This window comes from Sphingomonas sp. DG1-23, from assembly GCF_030730875.1.
Taxonomy (GTDB): domain Bacteria; phylum Pseudomonadota; class Alphaproteobacteria; order Sphingomonadales; family Sphingomonadaceae; genus Sphingomonas.
In genome coordinates, this window is the sequence record NZ_JAVAMA010000008.1 from 107,678 (window position 1) to 125,018 (window position 17,341).

Genomic DNA, 17,341 nt, shown 5'->3' on the forward strand with positions numbered 1-17,341 from the left:
CAATGCGTCCGCGGCCATGTCAGGCTCCCGCCGCGAGCAGCGTGGTGCGCGCGTCCTCGCTCTGCGCCACTTCGTGCGCCGGAATGAAATAGTCGCGGTTGTAGTTGAAGGTGTGGACGATGCTGACGACGAACAGTCCCACCGTCGCCACGATCGCCAGCCACCACATGTACCAGATCATGCCGAAGCCGAGCGCCGCGGCGAGTACCGACAGGATCACGCCGGTGCCGGTGTTGCGCGGCATGTGGATCGGATGGAAGCCGCGGGTCGGCCGCTCTGCATTGCGCGACTTCATGTCGTACCACGCATCGAGATCATGGATCTGCGGAGTGAAGGCGAAGTTGTACGCTGGCGGTGGCGACGAAGTCGCCCATTCGAGCGTGCGGCCGTCCCACGGATCGCCGGTGGTGTCGCGGAGCTTGTCGCGGTTGAAGATGCTGACGGCGATCTGGATCACGAAGGCGAGGATGCCGACGAGGATGATCACCGCGCCGATCGCGGCGATGATGAACCAGATTTGCAGGCTCGGATCGTCGAAATGGTTGACCCGGCGCGTCGTGCCCATCAGCCCGACGATGTAGATCGGCGTCCACGCGACCCAATAGCCGATCACCCAGCCCCAGAAGGTGATCTTGCCCCAGAACGGATCGAGCCGGAAGCCGAAGGCCTTGGGGAACCAGTAATCCATTGCCGCGAACAGCGCGAACACCACGCCGCCGATGATCACGTTGTGGAAATGCGCCACCAGGAACAGCGAATTGTGCAGCACGAAGTCGGCCGGGGGCACCGCGAGCAGCACCCCGGTCATTCCGCCCACCACGAAGGTGATCATGAAGGCGACCACCCACATCATCGGCAGCTCGAAGCGGATGCGGCCGCGATACATCGTGAACAGCCAGTTGAAGATCTTGGCCCCGGTGGGGATCGAGATCACCATGGTGGCGATGCCGAAGAAGCTGTTGACGCTGGCGCCCGAGCCCATCGTGAAGAAGTGGTGGAGCCACACCAGATAGCTCAGGATGGTGATCACCACCGTGGCATAGACCATCGACGAATAGCCGAAGAGGCGCTTGCCGGTGAAGGTCGAGGTGATCTCGGAATAAATGCCGAACGCCGGCAGGACGAGGACATACACCTCCGGATGACCCCAGATCCATACGAGGTTCCAGTACATCATCGGGTTGCCGCCGAGATCGTTGGTGAAGAAGTTTGTCCCGATATAGCGATCGAGCATCAGCAGCGCGAAGGCGCCGGTGAGCACCGGGAAGATGGCGATCGCCAGCACGTTGCTGCACAAGGCGGTCCAGCAGAAGATCGGCATCTTCATCATCGTCATGCCGGGCGCGCGCATCTTGATGATCGTGGTGACCATGTTGATCGCGGACAAAGTGGTGCCGACGCCGGCTATCTGCAGTGCCCAGAGATAGTAATCGGGCCCGGTATCGGGACTGTTCTGCAAGTTGGTGACCGGCACGTAATTGAGCCAGCCGCCGCGCGAGAACTCGCCGACGAACAGCGAGATCATGACGAGCAATGCGCCCGCGACGGTTAGCCAGAAGCTCAGATTGTTGAGAAACGGAAAGGCGACGTCGCGCGCGCCGATCTGGAGCGGCATGATGTAATTGACCAGCCCGACGATCAGCGGGATCGCCACGAAGAAGATCATGATCGTCCCGTGCGCGGTGAAGATCTGATCGTAATGGTGGGAGTTGAGATAGCCCTCGCTGCCGCCGAACGCGATCGATTGCTGGAGCCGCATCATCAGCGCGTCGGCGAAGCCGCGCAACAGCATGATGATGCCGAGGATCATGTACATGATCCCGATCTTCTTATGGTCGACGGTGGTGAACCACTCGCGCCATAGCCAGCCCCAGAGCCGATATTTGGTGACCGCGCCGACGATGCCGAGCCCGAGCAGGACGACAACGACGAAGGTCACGAGCAGGATCGGCTCATGGATCGGGAAGGATTCGAAGGTAAGGCGGCCGAAAATCATGCGCGCCAGCGATTCGGTGAACATTTAGCGCTCCTGGTGCGAATGCGATGCGGGCTTGCCTTGCACGCCCGGCGGCGGGGTGAGGCTTTCGCCGCCACCCTTCTCCTCGCCTTTCTTGAGCAACGCACCTTCGGGTTTGCCGGTCTGGGGAACCGAGCCATGGCCGCCATGCATGCCGCTCATGCAGGGCGTGCCGGGGCGAACGCAGCGTTTGTAAACTCGCTCGAACAAATCGGCTTCGGCGCCCGAGAAATACATTGCCGGGACCTTCTCGCTCGGCTTTTCGAGCGCGAGGAAGCCTTTGGTGTCGAGCGGAGGGCCGCTGGCCTTCACGCGCGTCACCCACCCGTCGAATCCGCCCTGGTCGACGCCGTAGAGCTTGAAACGCATGTCGGAGAAGCCGGCGCCGCTGTAATTGGCCGAGAAGCCCTCGAACTGGCCGGGTCGGTTGAGCACCGCGTGCAGCGTGCTGCGCATGCCCGGCATGGTGTAGATCATCCCTGCCATCGTCGGCGCGTAGAACGTGTTCATCATGTTGGTCGAGGTGAGGTCGAAGCGCACCTGGCGGTCGACCGGAAGCACCAGCTCGTTGACCGTCGCGACGCCCTGCTCCGGATAGATGAACAGCCATTTCCAGTCGAGCGAGACGACCTGCACGACGAGCGGTTTGGCCCTGGGGTCGATTGCCTTCTCCGCCGAGATGCGATTGATCGGCCGGAACGGATCGAGCAGATGCGTGCTCCACCAGGTGAGCGCGCCGAGGCAGATGATGATGAGCAAAGGCGCCGACCAGATGACCAGCTCGAGCGCAGTCGAATGGTCGAAATGCGGATCGTAGGTCGCGTCCTTGTTGTTCTCGCGATAGCGCCACGCGAACACGACGATCAGCGCCAGCACGGGCACGATGATCAGCAGCATCAGCGCCGTCGAGATATAGATGATGTCACGCTGCTGGAGAGCGATGTCGCCCGCGGGATCGAGCACCGCGCGATCGCACGCCGAAAGGGCGGCGAGCGGAAGCAGGATGAGGAGCCGGCGTGCAATGGACATTGGTGTGTCTTCGCGCATGGACCTCCGCCTATCCCGGCGCCCCCTTGCGCCGACATTGGACATTTTGTCCTATCCCCGCCGTGGCGCTTTTCTGGTGCAACGGGCGTTCAAACGCAATAACACAGCAAAAGGCTGCCGGAGCGAAGCGAATGAGTGCACCGATCGCCGCGTCGAATTCGACGCCCCTCGAACGCGATGCCCGGGTCGTGAATGCCAGCGACCACCGGATCGCGCCCGGCGAAATCGCCATTGGCGTGATCATCGGGCGGACGAGCGAGTTTTTCGATTTCTTCGTCTACGCCATCGCCTCGGTGCTGGTGTTCCCCTCGCTGGTCTTCCCGTTCGTCGATCCGCTTACGGGCACGCTATATTCGTTCGCCTTGTTTGCGCTCGCCTTCATCGCGCGCCCGCTCGGCTCGGCGATCTTCATGTGGGTCGATCGCAATCACGGCCGCGGGGTCAAGCTCACCATTGCGCTCTTCCTGCTCGGCGGCTCGACCATGGCGATGGCGTTCCTGCCGAGCTATAATCAGGTCGGCATCGTCGCGGTCTGGTTGCTTGCTTTATGCCGGGTCGGGCAGGGCGTGGCGCTGGGCGGAGCGTGGGACGGGCTGCCGTCGCTTCTCGCGCTCAATGCGCCGGAGAAGCAACGCGGCTGGTATGCGATGATCCCCCAGCTCGGGGCACCGCTCGGCCTGATCGTCGCGGCAGCTTTATTCGCCTTCTTCCTGTCGACCTTGTCGAGCGCGGACTTCCTGTCGTGGGGCTGGCGCTATCCGTTCTTCGTCGCCTTCGCGATCAACGTGGTGGCCTTGTTCGCGCGGCTGCGGCTCGTCGCCACCCCCGAGTTCGAGCATCTCTTCGAAAGTCGCGAGCTTCAGCCCGCGCCGTTCTGGGAAACCGTGCGGCTGGAGGGCCGGACCATCGCGCTCGGTTCGTTCGCGCCGCTCGCCAGCTTCGCCTTGTTCCATCTGGTGACGGTGTTCCCGCTGTCGTGGGTGACCTTGTATTCGGGGGAAGCGGCGGAGCGCTTCCTCGTCATCGAAATCATCGGCGCGGCCGCCTGCGTGCTTTCTATGCTCGCCTCGGGAGTCATCGCCGACCGGGTCGGGCGTCGTGCGGTTCTGGGCGTCTCGGCAGTGCTGATCGCCGCCTATAGCGGGTTCGCGCCGCAATTGCTCGGCGCGGGAGGCTTTGGCGAAACGGTATATATGCTGGCCGGCTTCGTCCTGCTGGGGCTGGCGTTCGGCCAGTCCTCCGGCGCGGTCAACGGGAGCTTCTCGAGGGAGCGTCGCTATACGGGCGCCGCGACCACCGCCAATCTGTCATGGCTGATCGGCGCCGGCTTCGCGCCACTCGTCGCGCTCGCGCTGGCGAGCAATTTCGGACTGTGGTCCGTCGGGGTCTATCTGCTCTCCGGTGCAGTCTGCACGCTCGCCGCGCTCGGCATCAACAAGGAATGGGCGCGACGCATCGAATCGGAGCCGGACGCCGGTCTGACCGCACCGCGCTGAAGCGGGGCAGGTGACCCGATCCGAATGGCTATCGTTCGGAGCGGGCGCCCGTCCGCAAGGTAACCGGTGCGTCGCCCATGTGCAGCGCCGTGCCGATCAGGTCGAAGAAGGCGCGGCTTTCGGGGCGGGCATCGGCATTCCATTCGGGATGCCATTGCACTGCCAGAATCGTACCGCCGCACGGATTTGCCGAAAAGGCCTCGATCAGGCTGTCATCGGCGATCGCTTCGACCTGCAGCCCCGCGCCCAGCCTGTCGATTCCCTGCTCGTGCACCGAGTTGACGGTCAGGCGGCGTAATCCGGTCGATACCGCGAGCAGGCCGTCCGCCTCGAGCATCACGTCGTGCTCGTGTTCGAACAGCGCTTCGAACGGCCCTTCCGCTCGCTGATGCCCCGACGCGCAGGTCAGCGTCCCGCCGAACAGCACGTTGAGTTCCTGCAGGCCACGGCAAATGCCGAACACCGGCCGTCCATTTTCGATCATCGCGCCGCTGAGCGCCAGAGCCACTTCGTCGCGCTGAAGATCGGTGCGCGCGTCGTCGCCCGTGCAGCCATAGCGCGCGCCCGCGACGTTCGAGCGCGAACCGGTGAGCAGCAGACCGTCGAGCCGGCCGGCCAAAGCTCCGGCGTCGAGCGCATCGGCGAGCGCCGGGACGAGCAGCACCGTCGCGCCCGATATCCGGCTGAGCGGTTCGATGAAGCGGCTGGCCACCGCCTGAATCGGCCGCTCTGCCACTTCGTTGCAGCAGAGCACGCCGATCAGCGGTTTGATCGGTGTGGACGGCGCATGACGGATGAAGGGAAAGGTCATGCGCGGGCCGCCCGAAGCTCGGCGGTCACTTCGCGCGCGGTGGGCGTGTCGAGCGTTACCGCCTCGGGCTGCACCACCACGCTGCCCGGCGGCACGTCGCGGAGCAGCCAGACATTGCCGCCGATCGTGCTGCCATGGCCGATCGTCACGCGGCCGAGGATCGTTGCTCCGGCATAGACGATGACATCGTCCTCGACGATCGGGTGCCGGGCGAGGCGATCGCGCGGGCCGACGCTGGCGAGCCCGAGGGGGCTGCGCGCGCCCAGCGTGACGTGCTGATAGAGCCGGACGTTCGTGCCGATGATCGCGGTTTCACCGATCACCACGCCGGTGCCATGGTCGATGAAGAAGCGCGGCCCGATCGTCGCACCGGGATGGATGTCGATGCCGGTGCGGGCGTTGGCGAGCTCCGAAATGACCCGCGCAACGATCGCCGCCCCGAGCGAGAAAAGCTGGTGCGCGATCCGGTAGTGGAGGATCGCCAGCGCGCCGGGATAGCTGATCAGGATCTCGTCGGCGGTGCGCGCGGCGGGATCGCCGACGAATGCCGCCTCGATGTCGCTGTCGACCAGCGCGCGAATCTCCGGGATCGCGGCGGCGAACAGCCGGACGATCGTGTCGGGCTGCTCCTTCTCGAACGGCGCGTCGCACCAGCCCTGCCAATAATCGAGTTCGCTCGACACCTGATCGCGCAGGATGGCGAGGGCAAGGGCGAGTTGCCCTGCAACGAAATCGTCCTCGCGTAATGCGCCCCCGCGAAACCCGCCGAGCCGCACCGGATAGAGCGCGGCGGCGAGATGCTCGATCGCGCGTGCGAGTTCGACAGGTGAGGGGAAGCTGGACACGTCGTGGCGCCCCGCCTGGCGCCCCCGCCAGGCGAGGCGCGCCGCGTTGAGCGCGGAGACCGCTTGTGTGATCTCCGCCGTGAACGGCGATGCCGAGAGAGATCCGGTCATGGGCGCTCGGGCCAAAGCTTCGCTGGGCGCTGGGGCATCCTATCCTCACGACACGGCAGATGATTACGTTTGCCGATGCCTAACGCGGGTGACGTGTTCGCCCAACAAGTCAATTCCCATTCAACGAATAGGAAATCTATATCGTCGCTCCAGCGATCATCCGTCGAGCCTTGCGGACAGGTCACGGCGAGGCGACGGCGAACCCAGGCGTCGCTATCGGCGGCGCAGCGATCGCGGCCTTCTTCATCAACGCCGGGTCGTCGGCATGTACCCGATCCTCGTTCAGGCCTATCCGTGGCGCTCCGGGCGAGCGGCACCGGCTTCGTGATCAGGATCGGGATCGGGGATCCGCGGTCGGACCCTCGTCGCCAGCGCGCTCTTTGCGGGCGGCAGCGGGCTCATGACGGTATCGCTGGTGATGGGCCTGGGCGGGCTGATCGCCGCGACGATGCGGATCCCGCTCCCGCTACGCCGGCATGATCATCACCTTGCCGTTCCCTGACCGCCACGCGGCATGGAAGATCGAAAATCGTGACGCCTGTACGCTGCGCCGGCTTCGACCCGTCCGGCCACGGCAACCGTCCGGCGCTGGCGTGTCGAACCGGGGAACCCGCTCGAATAGCCTATCTGCGTTCCTGTGAGGAGTGGGAGAGTAGATGCGCGATCTTCGAGCAGCGACGTTTGTCGTTTTGGCCTTGGCTGCAGGCGTGGCGGCTGCACCCGCTTGTGCGCAGGCTGAGTTCAGCGGAGCCGGAGAAACTTCGGAGCTCGATTGCGGAGGCGGCGCCGTAAGCGTCGAGGGTGCGAGCAACGTGCTGACGATTACCGGAGCCTGTTCCAGCCTTACGATCGCCGGTGCGAGCAACCGTATCACGATCGATCTGGCCAGCACGTCGGCGATTCGGGTCGAAGGCGCGGACAACGAAATCTATTGGCGCGCGCCCGGCACGGCCAAGCCGCGTGTCAGCGTGACCGGCGCCGGCAACCGCATCGCCCGACCGCGCAACTGAGCCCCGGCCTCGCCCGCATCTCACGCAGTCCCCCGATCCGGGACCCGGCACTAGGCAATTTTTTCCTATCCCGGCCCTCCTGCGAAGCGTCGCCTCTATAATGAGAGTGTGGCGGTGCCTCCTGGAGCGTGTCGGGTCAGGAGGCGTCGCGTCGTACAAGCGCTTCTTCCGGCCGAACGGGAGAGGTGCGGCACTCGCACACCGAAGCTGGGATTCGCGTGAAGATAGTCTTTTACCTGCCGGTGATCACACCCTGGTGGTTCGACTCCGTCGTGGAACCGCTCATCCGCCTTCTCGCCGGCGATCATGAAGTGCATGTGCTGGCCCCAACCGCCTGGCGCGGGACCGGCATCGGCAATCGCGAGCTCGCGGCGTGCGCGCATCTGCCGCAGGTGAAATGGCACATCGTCAACGACGAAAACCACCCGTCGATGCGCACCGATGCCGTCGAGCGCGCGGGGATCGTCGAATTCGTCAGGGCACTGGCCCCGGATTACGTCCTGTGTCGCTCGGCAGATTGCGATACGGTGCGGGAATTCCCCGGTATCGTACGGCACATGATGGAGGGCGGCGCGTCGCCGCTGTCGATTCCGCCCAGCTGGATCGTCCTTCAGGAAGAGCCTTTCGATCATGGCTTGCTGCCCGATCTGGGCGCAGCCGAGCGGGCCGAACTGGATCGCCTCGTCGCACCGACATGGGCATCGCTGCTCCCGCTTGCCCAGCCGACCCGGCAGACGCGCAAGGCGTTCCACAAATGGGCCGACATCCCCGCCGACCGCCCGGTTCTCGTGCTTCCGCTCGAATATGAGCATGAGGAGAACTTCTTCCCGGTACACCGCGTCGGAGCGGCGCCGAACCACCGCCTCGTCGCGGAGCTGGCCGAGTGCATCGACGATTCGTTCTTCCTGGCGGTCACCAATCATCCGTTGAACGAGAAGCATGTCGACAACAGCGTTCTCGAGGCGGAAATCGCTTCGCACGGCGCGCGGATGCGGCTGCTTCCCGGAACCGGACCGGACGGCGAGAGCACCACGCTGCTCCTGGCGCGCGAGGCTGCCGGTGTGCTGGCCGGCGATTCCAAAATCTATTCGATGGCGGCATTCTTCGGAACCCCGATGCTGCGGCGGTCGCGGTTCAAGACCGGCGAATGGCTGAACGCCTATACGAATCTCGGCAGCTTCCTGCCCGCGGTGGCCGCGGGAACCGCAAGGGCGGCAGACCCGGACGATGCGCGCCTCTGGTTTGCGTTTCATGTTGCGAACAATCTGCTCGATCCGAACGATCCCGGTCTCACTGCGGCGGCGCTGCTGGACCGGATGGATCGCCCCGTCGATCCCGCGCGATGGGCGCAGGGCTTTGCGCGTCTCAGCGCAGTTCCACAGGTGAAGCAATGAATGCGCTGACTGCGATTTCTCCGCCGGCGTCCGATCTGGCGACCGCGTGGTTCTGCGATGTCGTCGCGGCCGAACGGAATGCCTTGTCGGGCTTTCTGCGCCAGCCTTTGGCCGCGGTGGCCGACACCGTCGCCTTGATTGCCCGGCAAGCGCGGCCGATCGTGCTGCTCGGCGTCGGCAAATCGGGTCATGTCGCCGCGAAGCTGGCAGCAACCTTCTCCAGCCTCGGCACGGCCGCCTTGTTCGTCAACGCGGCCGAGGCGGCGCATGGCGATCTCGGCGCAGTCGAATCGGGCAGCGTCGTGGTCATTCTGTCGAACAGCGGCGCGACGGACGAGATCGTCCGGATCATGCCGCTCCTGAAAGCCCGTGGCTGCAGCCTGGTGGGGATCATCGGGCGTATCGACTCGCCGCTTGCCCGGGCCGTCGACTATCTCATCCCTGCCGAGGTCGAGCGCGAAGCCGACCATATCGGCATGGCGCCCACCGCGAGCACGACGCTGCATCTCGCCATCGGCGATGCGCTGGCGGTTGCGGTGAGCCGGACGCGCGGCTTCACGCGCGAAGATTTCCTGCGGCATCATCCCGCCGGGCTGCTCGGCCGGCAGATGATTCCGGTCGCCAGCTTCATGCGTCAGGGCGACGATTTGCCCAAGGTGACGCCATCGACTTCGTTCGTCGACCTGCTGGCAGTGATGTCGAGCAAGCGGATGGGCGCCGCGTGCGTCGTCGACGCGGACGATCAACTGGTGGGCCTGATCGTGGACGGCGACGTGCGCCGCCACATCCAGGCGCATCCCGACGTGCATATCGCCACAGCCGGCGAGATCATGCAGCCGAGCCCGCAGGTGATCGGAACCGAAGCCAATGTCGGGGACGTTCTGCTGATGCGCAGCGCCGGCTCGGGCAGCTGGCTGGTCCTTCCCGTGGTCGACGGATCGGGCCGGCTCCGCGGCATGCTCCACGCCAATGATCTATTGCAAGGCTGACTCATGAATATCGTCGCGTTCATCCCCGCCAAGGGCACCAGCGAGCGGGTTCCCGACAAGAACCTCGCGGTCCTCGACGGCGATTATCTGTTCAAGCGCAAGCTGCGTCAGGCGCTCGATTGCCCGGCGATCACCGAAGTGTGCCTCGATACCGAATCCGATGCGCTGGCGGATCTGGCGACCGATCTGCCGATCACGCGGCTGACCCGTCCGGCCTCGCTCGCCAGCAACGCCACCGACGGTCACGAGATGTTCGCCTGGGAATGCAGCCAGCGTCCCGACGCGGATATCTGGATCCAGATCCTGTGCACTGCGCCCTTCGTGTCCGCCGCGACCATCTCGCGCGCGATCGAGGCGTTGCTCGCGGATCCCGAAGCCGACAGCCTCGTCGCAGTCAGCCGTGCCAAACAATATTGCTGGGACGGCGACACGCCGGCCTATGGGACCGGCCGCATCCCCAACAGCGTCGATCTGCCCGCGACGGTGATCGAGGCGATGAGCCTCTACATCGTCCGCCGGCCGGCATCGGGCGCGGTCCCAACGCGGCGCTACGGCATGCGCCCGATCCTGTTCGACCTCGATCCGATCGAGCAGATCGACATCAATCGCGGCTCCGACCTCGTCATCGCCGAAACCGTCGCCGCCGGTCAGCGTGCGGCCGAAGTGACGCGCTTCCGCGCGATGATCTCGCATCTTTCGTCGACCGTCCTCGCCGACATCTGCAAGGACAGGGGCATTCCGGCGATCCTGCCGCCCAGCCTGCGCCCGACCAGCGGTGGCAAATTGCTCGGCCGCGCCAAGACGCTGGAGCTGCGGCGGCTGACTCCGGACGAAGCGCCCGACGCATGGAAGGGCATCTACGGCGCGCTCGAATCCTATCGGTTCGTGCGCCCCGGCGACGTGATCATGGTGGCGACCGACGTGCCGGAGCGCGCCTATTTCGGCGATCTCAATGCCAATCTGGCGATCCGCGCAGGCGCGGTCGGTGCGGTGATCGACGGAACGACGCGCGACACTGCCGATGTGCGCGCGCTCGGCTTCCCGGTTTATGGGCGGGTCACCAACTGCAACGACATCAAACTGGAAGGCACCGTCCGCGCGATGAACCGCCCGATCGCGATGGGCGGGGTTCCGATACGCAACGACGATGTCGTCTTCGCCGATGAGGACGGCGTGATCGTCGTTCCGCGCGAGCGCTGGGACGAAGTCGAAGCCGCGGCGTGGGACGTGATGAGCAACGAAGCGCGGATCCGCATGTATGCGGCGCGCGGACGCGATGTCGGCGAGATCCTCGCCGAATGCGGCGCATTCTGAGGATGAAATCGATGAAGACCGTAACCGTCGGCGCGCTCGAGATCGCGAATGACAAGCCGTTCGTCCTGATCGCAGGCCCCTGCGCGATGGAGAGCCGCGAGCATGCTCTCGAAACGGCCGCCGCGCTGCACGAGATCTGCGGCGGGCTCGGCATGGGCCTCATCTACAAATCCTCGTTCGACAAGGGCAACCGCACCTCGATCGGATCGCCGCGCGGGATCGGGCTCGACAAGGCGCTGTCGGTCTTCGCCGAAGTCCGCGAGCGCTTCGGCTGTCCGGTGATCACCGACGTGCACGATGCCGGGCAGTGCGCCCCGGTCGCCGAAGTCGTCGACGTGCTGCAGATCCCCGCCTTTCTCTGCCGCCAGACCGACCTGCTGGTCGCCGCCGCCGAGACCGGCCGCGCGATCAACGTCAAGAAGGGTCAGTTCCTCGCGCCCTGGGACATGAAGAACGTCGCCGCCAAGATTGTCGCGAGCGGCAATGAGCGCCTGATGCTGTGCGAGCGCGGCGCGAGCTTCGGTTACAACACGCTGGTCAGCGACATGCGCTCGCTGCCGATCATGGCCGAGACCGGCTTCCCGATCGTATTCGACGCGACGCATTCGGTGCAGCAGCCGGGCGGTCAGGGCGAGAGTTCGGGCGGGCAGCGCGAATTCGTGCCGGTCCTGGCGCGCGCCGCGGTCGCGGTCGGCGTGGCAGCGGTCTTCATCGAGACCCACGAGAATCCGGAAGTCGCGCCCAGCGACGGCCCCAACATGGTGCCGCTCAAGGAAATGCCCGCATTGCTCGCCCGGCTTCAGGCGTTCGACCGGCTCGCCAAGGGCTGAGGCTCAGGCGGCCAGCACCGCCGCGACTTCGTCCCAGATCGCCGGAGTCCGCGCGAGGAGAATCGCGCTGCTCGGGTCGGCCGGGCGATAGGCGGCGCCGCCGAGCCGCGCCGCGACACCGCCGGCCTCCTGCAGGAACAGGACGCCGGGGGCATGGTCCCAGACCAGGGTGCGCCAGTAGAGCGCAAAGTCTCGCACCCCCGTCGCGACCAAAGGATATTCGTCACCGGCGCAACGGCGCGTCGCCACTGCCTCGGCCGCGCGCCCGGCCAGCGCAGCGATGCGCGGTGCCATGGTCGGCGGGCGCGAAAAGTCGCTTACGATCCCGGTCAGCGCGCCCAATCCCGGCGAGCCGGCGGCGGGCGTGATCCGCGCACCATGGATCCACGCCCCTGCGCCGCGCTCGGCCGCGGCGAGGCGATCGTCGACCGGGTCGAGGATGCACGACGCCACCGTCTCGCCCTCCACCACCAATGCGGCCATCAATGCGAAGGGGCGGCGCCCGGCGGCGTAGTTGCCAGTGCCGTCGATCGGGTCGACGATCCACACCGCGCCGCGTTCCAGCCCATCCAGCAATGCGGGATCTCGCGCACAGGCTTCCTCGCCGACGAACCGCGCGTCGGGGCGGATCGCGGCGAGGCCTCGCGCGATGATCCTCTCGGCCTCGCGATCGGCGATCGTCACGAGATCGCCCGGCGCCTTTTCCTCGATCTCGGCTTCGGCGAGGCGGCGGAACCGCGGCATCACCGCGACCGCCGCCGCTTCGCGGAGGACGGCGGCGATCTGGTCGGGAAGCGATGTCATGCGAGGCCGCGTGCCGGGTTCGAGTACATTTCCGGACCGTACCACGCGTCGGCGACGCGTGGCGCGTGAAAGTGGCGGAGCGGGAGGGATTCGAACTCAGGCGCTAAGTGACTGATATTCCGCGATCCTGTTTCGATCCGTTCCGCGTGACACCTCGGAATGTACCACGTCGACTTTTTCGCCTGAAAACCGGCACTTGGCGGCTCAATTCGACTGCCCGCACGGTATTCGAACTCTCGATACGACTCAAGTTTGAAGTGCGTTGCTTTTGGCCGTTTTTCGTCAGCGAAAGAACCCCCTCTTGGACTTTCCCGTCATTCACGCCGGCATCCGAGAATGGCCGGCGCGCGCTTCCTCAAGTGACCTTCGGAAGCCCCGCACCGGCCCTGGGAGCGCATCGATCCGCCTGATGGAGGGTCAGTCGTAGTAGTTCCAGCCCGTCGCCTGAACGGGGAACATTTGGTTGCTCGTCTGCAGATAGACGCCATCACCCGTCGTCGCGTGCCCAATCCTGCGCACCGTCGGCCCGAAAACCCCTCGGATTGCTTCTTCTGACCATGAGCCAGAAAGGGCGCCAACAAGTGAGAAATCCGCGCCAGCAGACAGCGCAAGATCGAGTGGCTCCTCCCCGCAGGCCCTCGCTATGCGGCAAACCAAGTCGGGCAAATCGATCGCTGCGGCGTCAAGGACGATCCGCACACCGCTTGCCGCCGCAAGCTCGTTCAAAGTCTGGGAAAGTCCATCAGTGTTGTCCATGCACGCTGAACAGCTTCCCGACGCTGCTAAGGCCTGACCCAGGTCGAGCAATGGGGAGAGCCGAAACTGATCATGTAGACTTGTCAACGCCTCCGGGCAGAGCGCTAGCTGGAGCCGCTCGGGGTCACGCAAATAGCGGAATGCCGCTGGCGTAAGCCCAATTGGGCGACTGACGAAGATCGTATCGCCGACCTTAGCGGTGGACCTAGAAAGGGCGCGTCGTGGATCCACGCTACCAAGCGCTGTCGCCGAAATACTGAGTTCGGTGGCGTCGCTCAGGTCGCCCCCGAGTACCGGGCACCCAAGTAAGGCCGCCTCCGCTCGAACGCCTTCCACAAGCGCTTCGAAGTCGGCCAGCGGCAAGCGCCTAGGTAGCCCGAAGTTGAGTAGCAGGCCAATCGGCCGTCCCCCGCAAGCAGCGATATCGCTGAGGTTTAGCCGCACAAGATAACTTCCGAGCCCGGCATGATCGAGCACGCCCGCCTTGAAGCTGATGAGATCCGCCGGAACCCGATCGGTCGACGCGAGAATGGCATGTCCAGCTGACAGTCGAGCGAGCGCACAGTCGTCGCCCACACCCCAAGGATCCCCGGCAGGGTTAAAGATGGGCCGCACGTAGCGGACGATTAGCGCTTTCTCGCCGACGTCTGCAATCGTCAGATCGGCATGTTCCCGATCAAATTTGCTCACTGATCGCCGCCGCTATCGATCCGTTTGAGGGCCTCTTCGAGCGCCTGGTCCACCCGATCCGGAAGCGCACCTGTGAGGTTCCCGCCAATCATCGGAACAGAGCCATCGTCATAGCCGAGGTGGCGCCATGGGAGGGCCTCAGCGACCGACCCGTCATAGTCTTCCAGCGTCACGGGTATGATCTTCAAGCCGTCGCGCACGCGATCTATCATCTCGAACACCTCTGCGGCGATATTCCCGCCGTTGAGCTTCGTGGCGAACTTAGAGGTATAACTGCGGGAGTAGACGAGGAGTACTGCGCCGGCCTCACGAACAGCCTGTTTGCTGTTCTCAAGGGTCGTTGCTCCCAAGCCATCGAAGGCACCCTGAATGCAGTAATAGCGACGGCGGCGATGCTTCAGCCGAGATGCGATCTCCCGAACCTCCACGAGATCCTCGAAGGCGAATGATATGAAGATGTCCGGGCCCTTGAAATCGGTCATCTTCCGCGTGTCTCCGCTGAAGGGGAGGACGTCGACGAGACCTTCGCGCCGAAGTCGATAATAAAGGCTTCCGGACTCGATGCCTGCGTCAATTCCCCGCCATCCCGCCCCCGACCGGATCGTCGGGCGGAACACCGCGATGCAATCCGGCATCGGCAGTCCAGAAGCGCAGTCACCCAAGAGATGATTAAACGGGCCACTACAGTGCTCGAGCCCTACGACTTGGCCCATGTACCGGTAGGGGGCCATGTCCACCCGAATGGAATTCGCGTCGTAGAGCCGATGTCCTTGGTACTCGAAATAAGTATCGACGAAGAGCTCGGGAGGTAGCTCTTGAGGCCCATCGTCCACCTTGCGCGACTCAGGGCCATTGGCCTTCGGTTCGGGCAACCAATGGAATTCATAGCGCGGGGTGGCGTTCTGCAGGACCGTCAGGGCATGCTCAGCCTTGGGGCCGACCTTGATCTCGCCGCCCGTGCGGGCGGCGTTTATCACAGCTTCGACGCTGCCGTCGTCAAGCTTGCTGAAGTCATCGTAGTCCAAGCCCTCTTCCCTAAGTGGCGCGAAAGGCGAATTTGAGGTGCCGACGCCAGCGAGGTCGCTCATGACTGCTCTCAGGAGGGTGACCCGGAAACGGTTGGGAGGGCTCAGATAGACCGTGGACCAGAGTGTCGCGCGCAGGGCGAGGAAGTCGGAGATCGGGCCCGCGTTGCTAAAGACCGGGCCGTTCTGATCGTAGTAGTCCAGCGATGCGATCAGATCACTGGTGTCCCGGCGGATCCCGAGCACATGGAACGCGTCGCGATAGACATAGTCGAGCCGGTCGGCATCGACCGCGCCATCCAGCATGTGGCGGACGGCCCGCACTCCCGGCAGAGCTTCCGGGTTGAGGCCAGCGAGGAGCGCCGTAAGAAATTCCAGATCATAGTGGGACAGGAAGCGTGCGTTTTCGGTCCGGTGAAGCCATGCCAGAGCGAAGACCGTCTTGGGCTCGAGCTGGTTTACCGGGGCCGTAGGAGCATGGGCGAGAACCGACGCCCGGAGGCGGGGGGACGCGGGCAAACGGGCGAGAGCGAGGTGGTACGGAAGTTCGCCGATGTCCTGAATGAGCGCCGCGAGCATGAGATGTTCAGCGAGTGTGTCCGCCAAGGGGCCGTCCTCAAGGTCGGCAAAGGCGTTGAACGTCGTTCTGACGTCTCCGAGAATGTCAAAGCCAGGTCCCTTTAGCCGCCTACCTTCACGCAGTCGGTTCAGCAGGTGCCACATCATGTACATCGAACCCAGCGAATGCGCATAGCGGTCGTGTGCAGCGCTGATATGGTTCGCTGAGACGAAGCCCAGTTGCTTGATCCGCTTTAGCCGCCGGAAATCCGCGGAGCTGACGATCATGTCCACCGCCTTCTGGAAGTCATCGCCGCCGAGCTTGGTGACGTCGATCGCGCCGTGGACAGCGTCGTGAATCGCGTGAAGACCGGAGTGGAGCATTTAACCGGATCCCAACGGATACGAGAGATGAATGAGAGACTCTACCGGGCTTTGCCGCTCCCGGTACTTCCCGTTGTAGAGCCGGATTTGACCCTCGGGGCGCCAGAAGGTGACTTGGCCAATCAACATGCCCGGATATATGCGAACCGGCATGACCGCGTGCATTTGCAAGGTCCACTCATTCACTGATCCGAGGTCGATGAGGTCTGCGGTGATGTCGATGAAGAGCCCCAGACGGCCCGTCGACGACCGACCGCGGATGATCGGAACGAAATGGTCGCTCCCCATGGTTTCGTGCGTGTTGCAGAGGACTAGCCGCTCGGGCGTCACCAGCATCCCCTCTTCAGGGATAAGCGCAAATTCTGTGGGATTTGGGCCTCGCGCGTCGAGCACCTGCCTGGTGTACCAGCGCGCACGCTCCCCAAGCCTAAAGTCATAGGAGTTCGGCCCAAGCTGGGCCTCGTCGAACGGTTCGATGATGATCTCGCCGCGCTCACGAGCAGCCAAGATCTCCGCTCCGGTCAGGATCATGGCATTATACCCTGAAGCCTGCGGTCCCGGCTACCCTGCGGCTCGATATCCTCGTGGTAGCGCCCGCAATAGGGCGTTAAACGCCCCTCTTGGCCCCAGAAGGCGACCTGGCCTACCACCATGCCTCCGTACACTCGGAGCGGCTGGACCACCGTTAGCTCCAGCGTCCACCGGCTGCGGCTTCCGGCATGGCCTAGATCGGCCGATACATTCAGGAAGAGGCCGAGACGTCCGACTGAGGAGCGCCCAAGGAGCGTTGTGACGTAGCGTCGGCTGCCAATGATCTCGGCTGTGGCGGCGAGATAAAGGCGGTGTGGATGAAGTACCAGCCCTGCGTCCGGGATCTTGATGGCGTCGCCCAGCCGATAGGGGTGGGTGCTCGCCACCTCAATCACCTCGGGGCCAAGACGATAGTTATAGCTGTTCGGATTGAGCTGATCGGGTTCGAACGATTCGATCTCGATGTCCCCGTTTTCGATAGCATTGGCGATCGCTTGTCCGGTCAGGATCACATTAGCCCCCCGCGGTCTCTGAGCCTCCGGCGCGTTCACCGTGTCGAGGCATCGAATATTTCGCGAGCCGCACGGGGTGTCAACTTGCGACGTCTGGAGAAGGCTTCGCGCGCATCGTGATCAGGCGGCACGCCATCTGTCCCGCTGAATTATCTCGATGAATTCTTTTACCCACCCACCACCTCGACGCGAGGGCCATGTTAAGGCATTTCTGAAG

At 64.4% G+C, this 17,341-nt stretch carries 15 protein-coding genes; 6 read left to right on the forward strand and 9 right to left on the reverse strand.

Annotated features, from left to right (window positions below):
• Nucleotides 1-19: 19 nt before the first annotated feature.
• Together cyoB and cyoA are read right to left on the reverse strand one after the other, a co-directional pair.
• A complete protein-coding gene (gene cyoB, locus Q9Q95_RS14045) occupies nt 20-2,020 on the reverse strand; it encodes a cytochrome o ubiquinol oxidase subunit I (protein ID WP_306097764.1) in 2,001 nt (666 codons plus the stop codon).
• Nucleotides 2,021-3,046 (reverse strand): ubiquinol oxidase subunit II, encoded by a 1,026-nt coding sequence (gene cyoA / locus Q9Q95_RS14050; RefSeq protein ID WP_306097765.1) that lies wholly within the window; start codon nt 3,044-3,046, stop codon nt 2,021-2,023. It abuts the gene before it with no gap.
• 149 nt (nt 3,047-3,195) lie between these two features.
• Between cyoA and Q9Q95_RS14055 the strand changes: the two genes are divergently transcribed.
• Nucleotides 3,196-4,560, forward strand: a complete 1,365-nt coding sequence (locus tag Q9Q95_RS14055) for an MFS transporter (RefSeq protein WP_306097766.1) — start codon at nt 3,196-3,198, stop codon at nt 4,558-4,560.
• 28 nt (nt 4,561-4,588) lie between these two features.
• Here the strand turns inward: Q9Q95_RS14055 and Q9Q95_RS14060 are convergent, their stop codons facing one another.
• Nucleotides 4,589-5,371, reverse strand: coding sequence for a gamma-glutamyl-gamma-aminobutyrate hydrolase family protein (locus Q9Q95_RS14060; RefSeq protein ID WP_306097767.1), 783 nt, complete (start codon nt 5,369-5,371; stop codon nt 4,589-4,591).
• On the reverse strand, nt 5,368-6,327 hold the full coding sequence (epsC, locus tag Q9Q95_RS14065; RefSeq protein ID WP_306097768.1) for a serine O-acetyltransferase EpsC: 960 nt from the start codon (nt 6,325-6,327) through the stop codon (nt 5,368-5,370). The genes Q9Q95_RS14060 and epsC overlap by 4 nt, the downstream gene beginning before the upstream one ends.
• A 656-nt stretch (nt 6,328-6,983) precedes the next feature.
• On the opposite strand from epsC, the gene Q9Q95_RS14070 reads away from it, so the two are divergent.
• From Q9Q95_RS14070 to kdsA, 5 genes are all read left to right on the forward strand, one after another.
• Nucleotides 6,984-7,337, forward strand: a complete 354-nt coding sequence (locus tag Q9Q95_RS14070; RefSeq protein WP_306097769.1) for a DUF3060 domain-containing protein — start codon at nt 6,984-6,986, stop codon at nt 7,335-7,337.
• Nucleotides 7,338-7,555: 218 nt separating this feature from the next.
• Complete coding sequence (locus Q9Q95_RS14075) at nt 7,556-8,731, forward strand: hypothetical protein (protein ID WP_306097770.1); 1,176 nt, start codon at nt 7,556-7,558, stop codon at nt 8,729-8,731.
• A complete protein-coding gene (locus tag Q9Q95_RS14080; RefSeq protein WP_306097771.1) occupies nt 8,728-9,720 on the forward strand; it encodes an SIS domain-containing protein in 993 nt (330 codons plus the stop codon). The genes Q9Q95_RS14075 and Q9Q95_RS14080 overlap by 4 nt, the downstream gene beginning before the upstream one ends.
• A 3-nt stretch (nt 9,721-9,723) precedes the next feature.
• The gene (locus Q9Q95_RS14085; protein ID WP_306097772.1) at nt 9,724-11,034 is read left to right on the forward strand and encodes a cytidylyltransferase domain-containing protein; all 1,311 of its coding nucleotides are present in this window, start codon (nt 9,724-9,726) and stop codon (nt 11,032-11,034) included.
• Nucleotides 11,035-11,036: 2 nt separating this feature from the next.
• Nucleotides 11,037-11,864 carry a 3-deoxy-8-phosphooctulonate synthase gene (kdsA, locus tag Q9Q95_RS14090; protein ID WP_306097773.1) on the forward strand — a complete coding sequence of 276 codons (828 nt, stop codon included), beginning with the start codon at nt 11,037-11,039 and terminating at the stop codon, nt 11,862-11,864.
• 3 nt (nt 11,865-11,867) lie between these two features.
• Here the strand turns inward: kdsA and Q9Q95_RS14095 are convergent, their stop codons facing one another.
• The 5 genes from Q9Q95_RS14095 to Q9Q95_RS14115 all read right to left on the reverse strand — a co-directional run bounded on the left by Q9Q95_RS14095 (nt 11,868) and on the right by Q9Q95_RS14115 (nt 17,124).
• Entirely contained in the window at nt 11,868-12,668 is an 801-nt protein-coding gene (locus Q9Q95_RS14095; protein ID WP_306097774.1) for an inositol monophosphatase, read from the reverse strand.
• Nucleotides 12,669-13,085: 417 nt separating this feature from the next.
• Nucleotides 13,086-14,114 carry a thiamine-phosphate kinase gene (gene thiL, locus Q9Q95_RS14100; RefSeq protein WP_306097775.1) on the reverse strand — a complete coding sequence of 343 codons (1,029 nt, stop codon included), beginning with the start codon at nt 14,112-14,114 and terminating at the stop codon, nt 13,086-13,088.
• The gene (locus Q9Q95_RS14105; protein ID WP_306097776.1) at nt 14,111-16,081 is read right to left on the reverse strand and encodes a TIR domain-containing protein; all 1,971 of its coding nucleotides are present in this window, start codon (nt 16,079-16,081) and stop codon (nt 14,111-14,113) included. Before Q9Q95_RS14105 ends, thiL begins: the two co-directional genes overlap by 4 nt.
• Entirely contained in the window at nt 16,082-16,612 is a 531-nt protein-coding gene (dcd, locus tag Q9Q95_RS14110) for a dCTP deaminase (protein WP_306097777.1), read from the reverse strand.
• Nucleotides 16,609-17,124, reverse strand: coding sequence for a hypothetical protein (locus tag Q9Q95_RS14115; protein ID WP_306097778.1), 516 nt, complete (start codon nt 17,122-17,124; stop codon nt 16,609-16,611). The genes dcd and Q9Q95_RS14115 overlap by 4 nt, the downstream gene beginning before the upstream one ends.
• Nucleotides 17,125-17,341 lie beyond the last annotated feature (217 nt).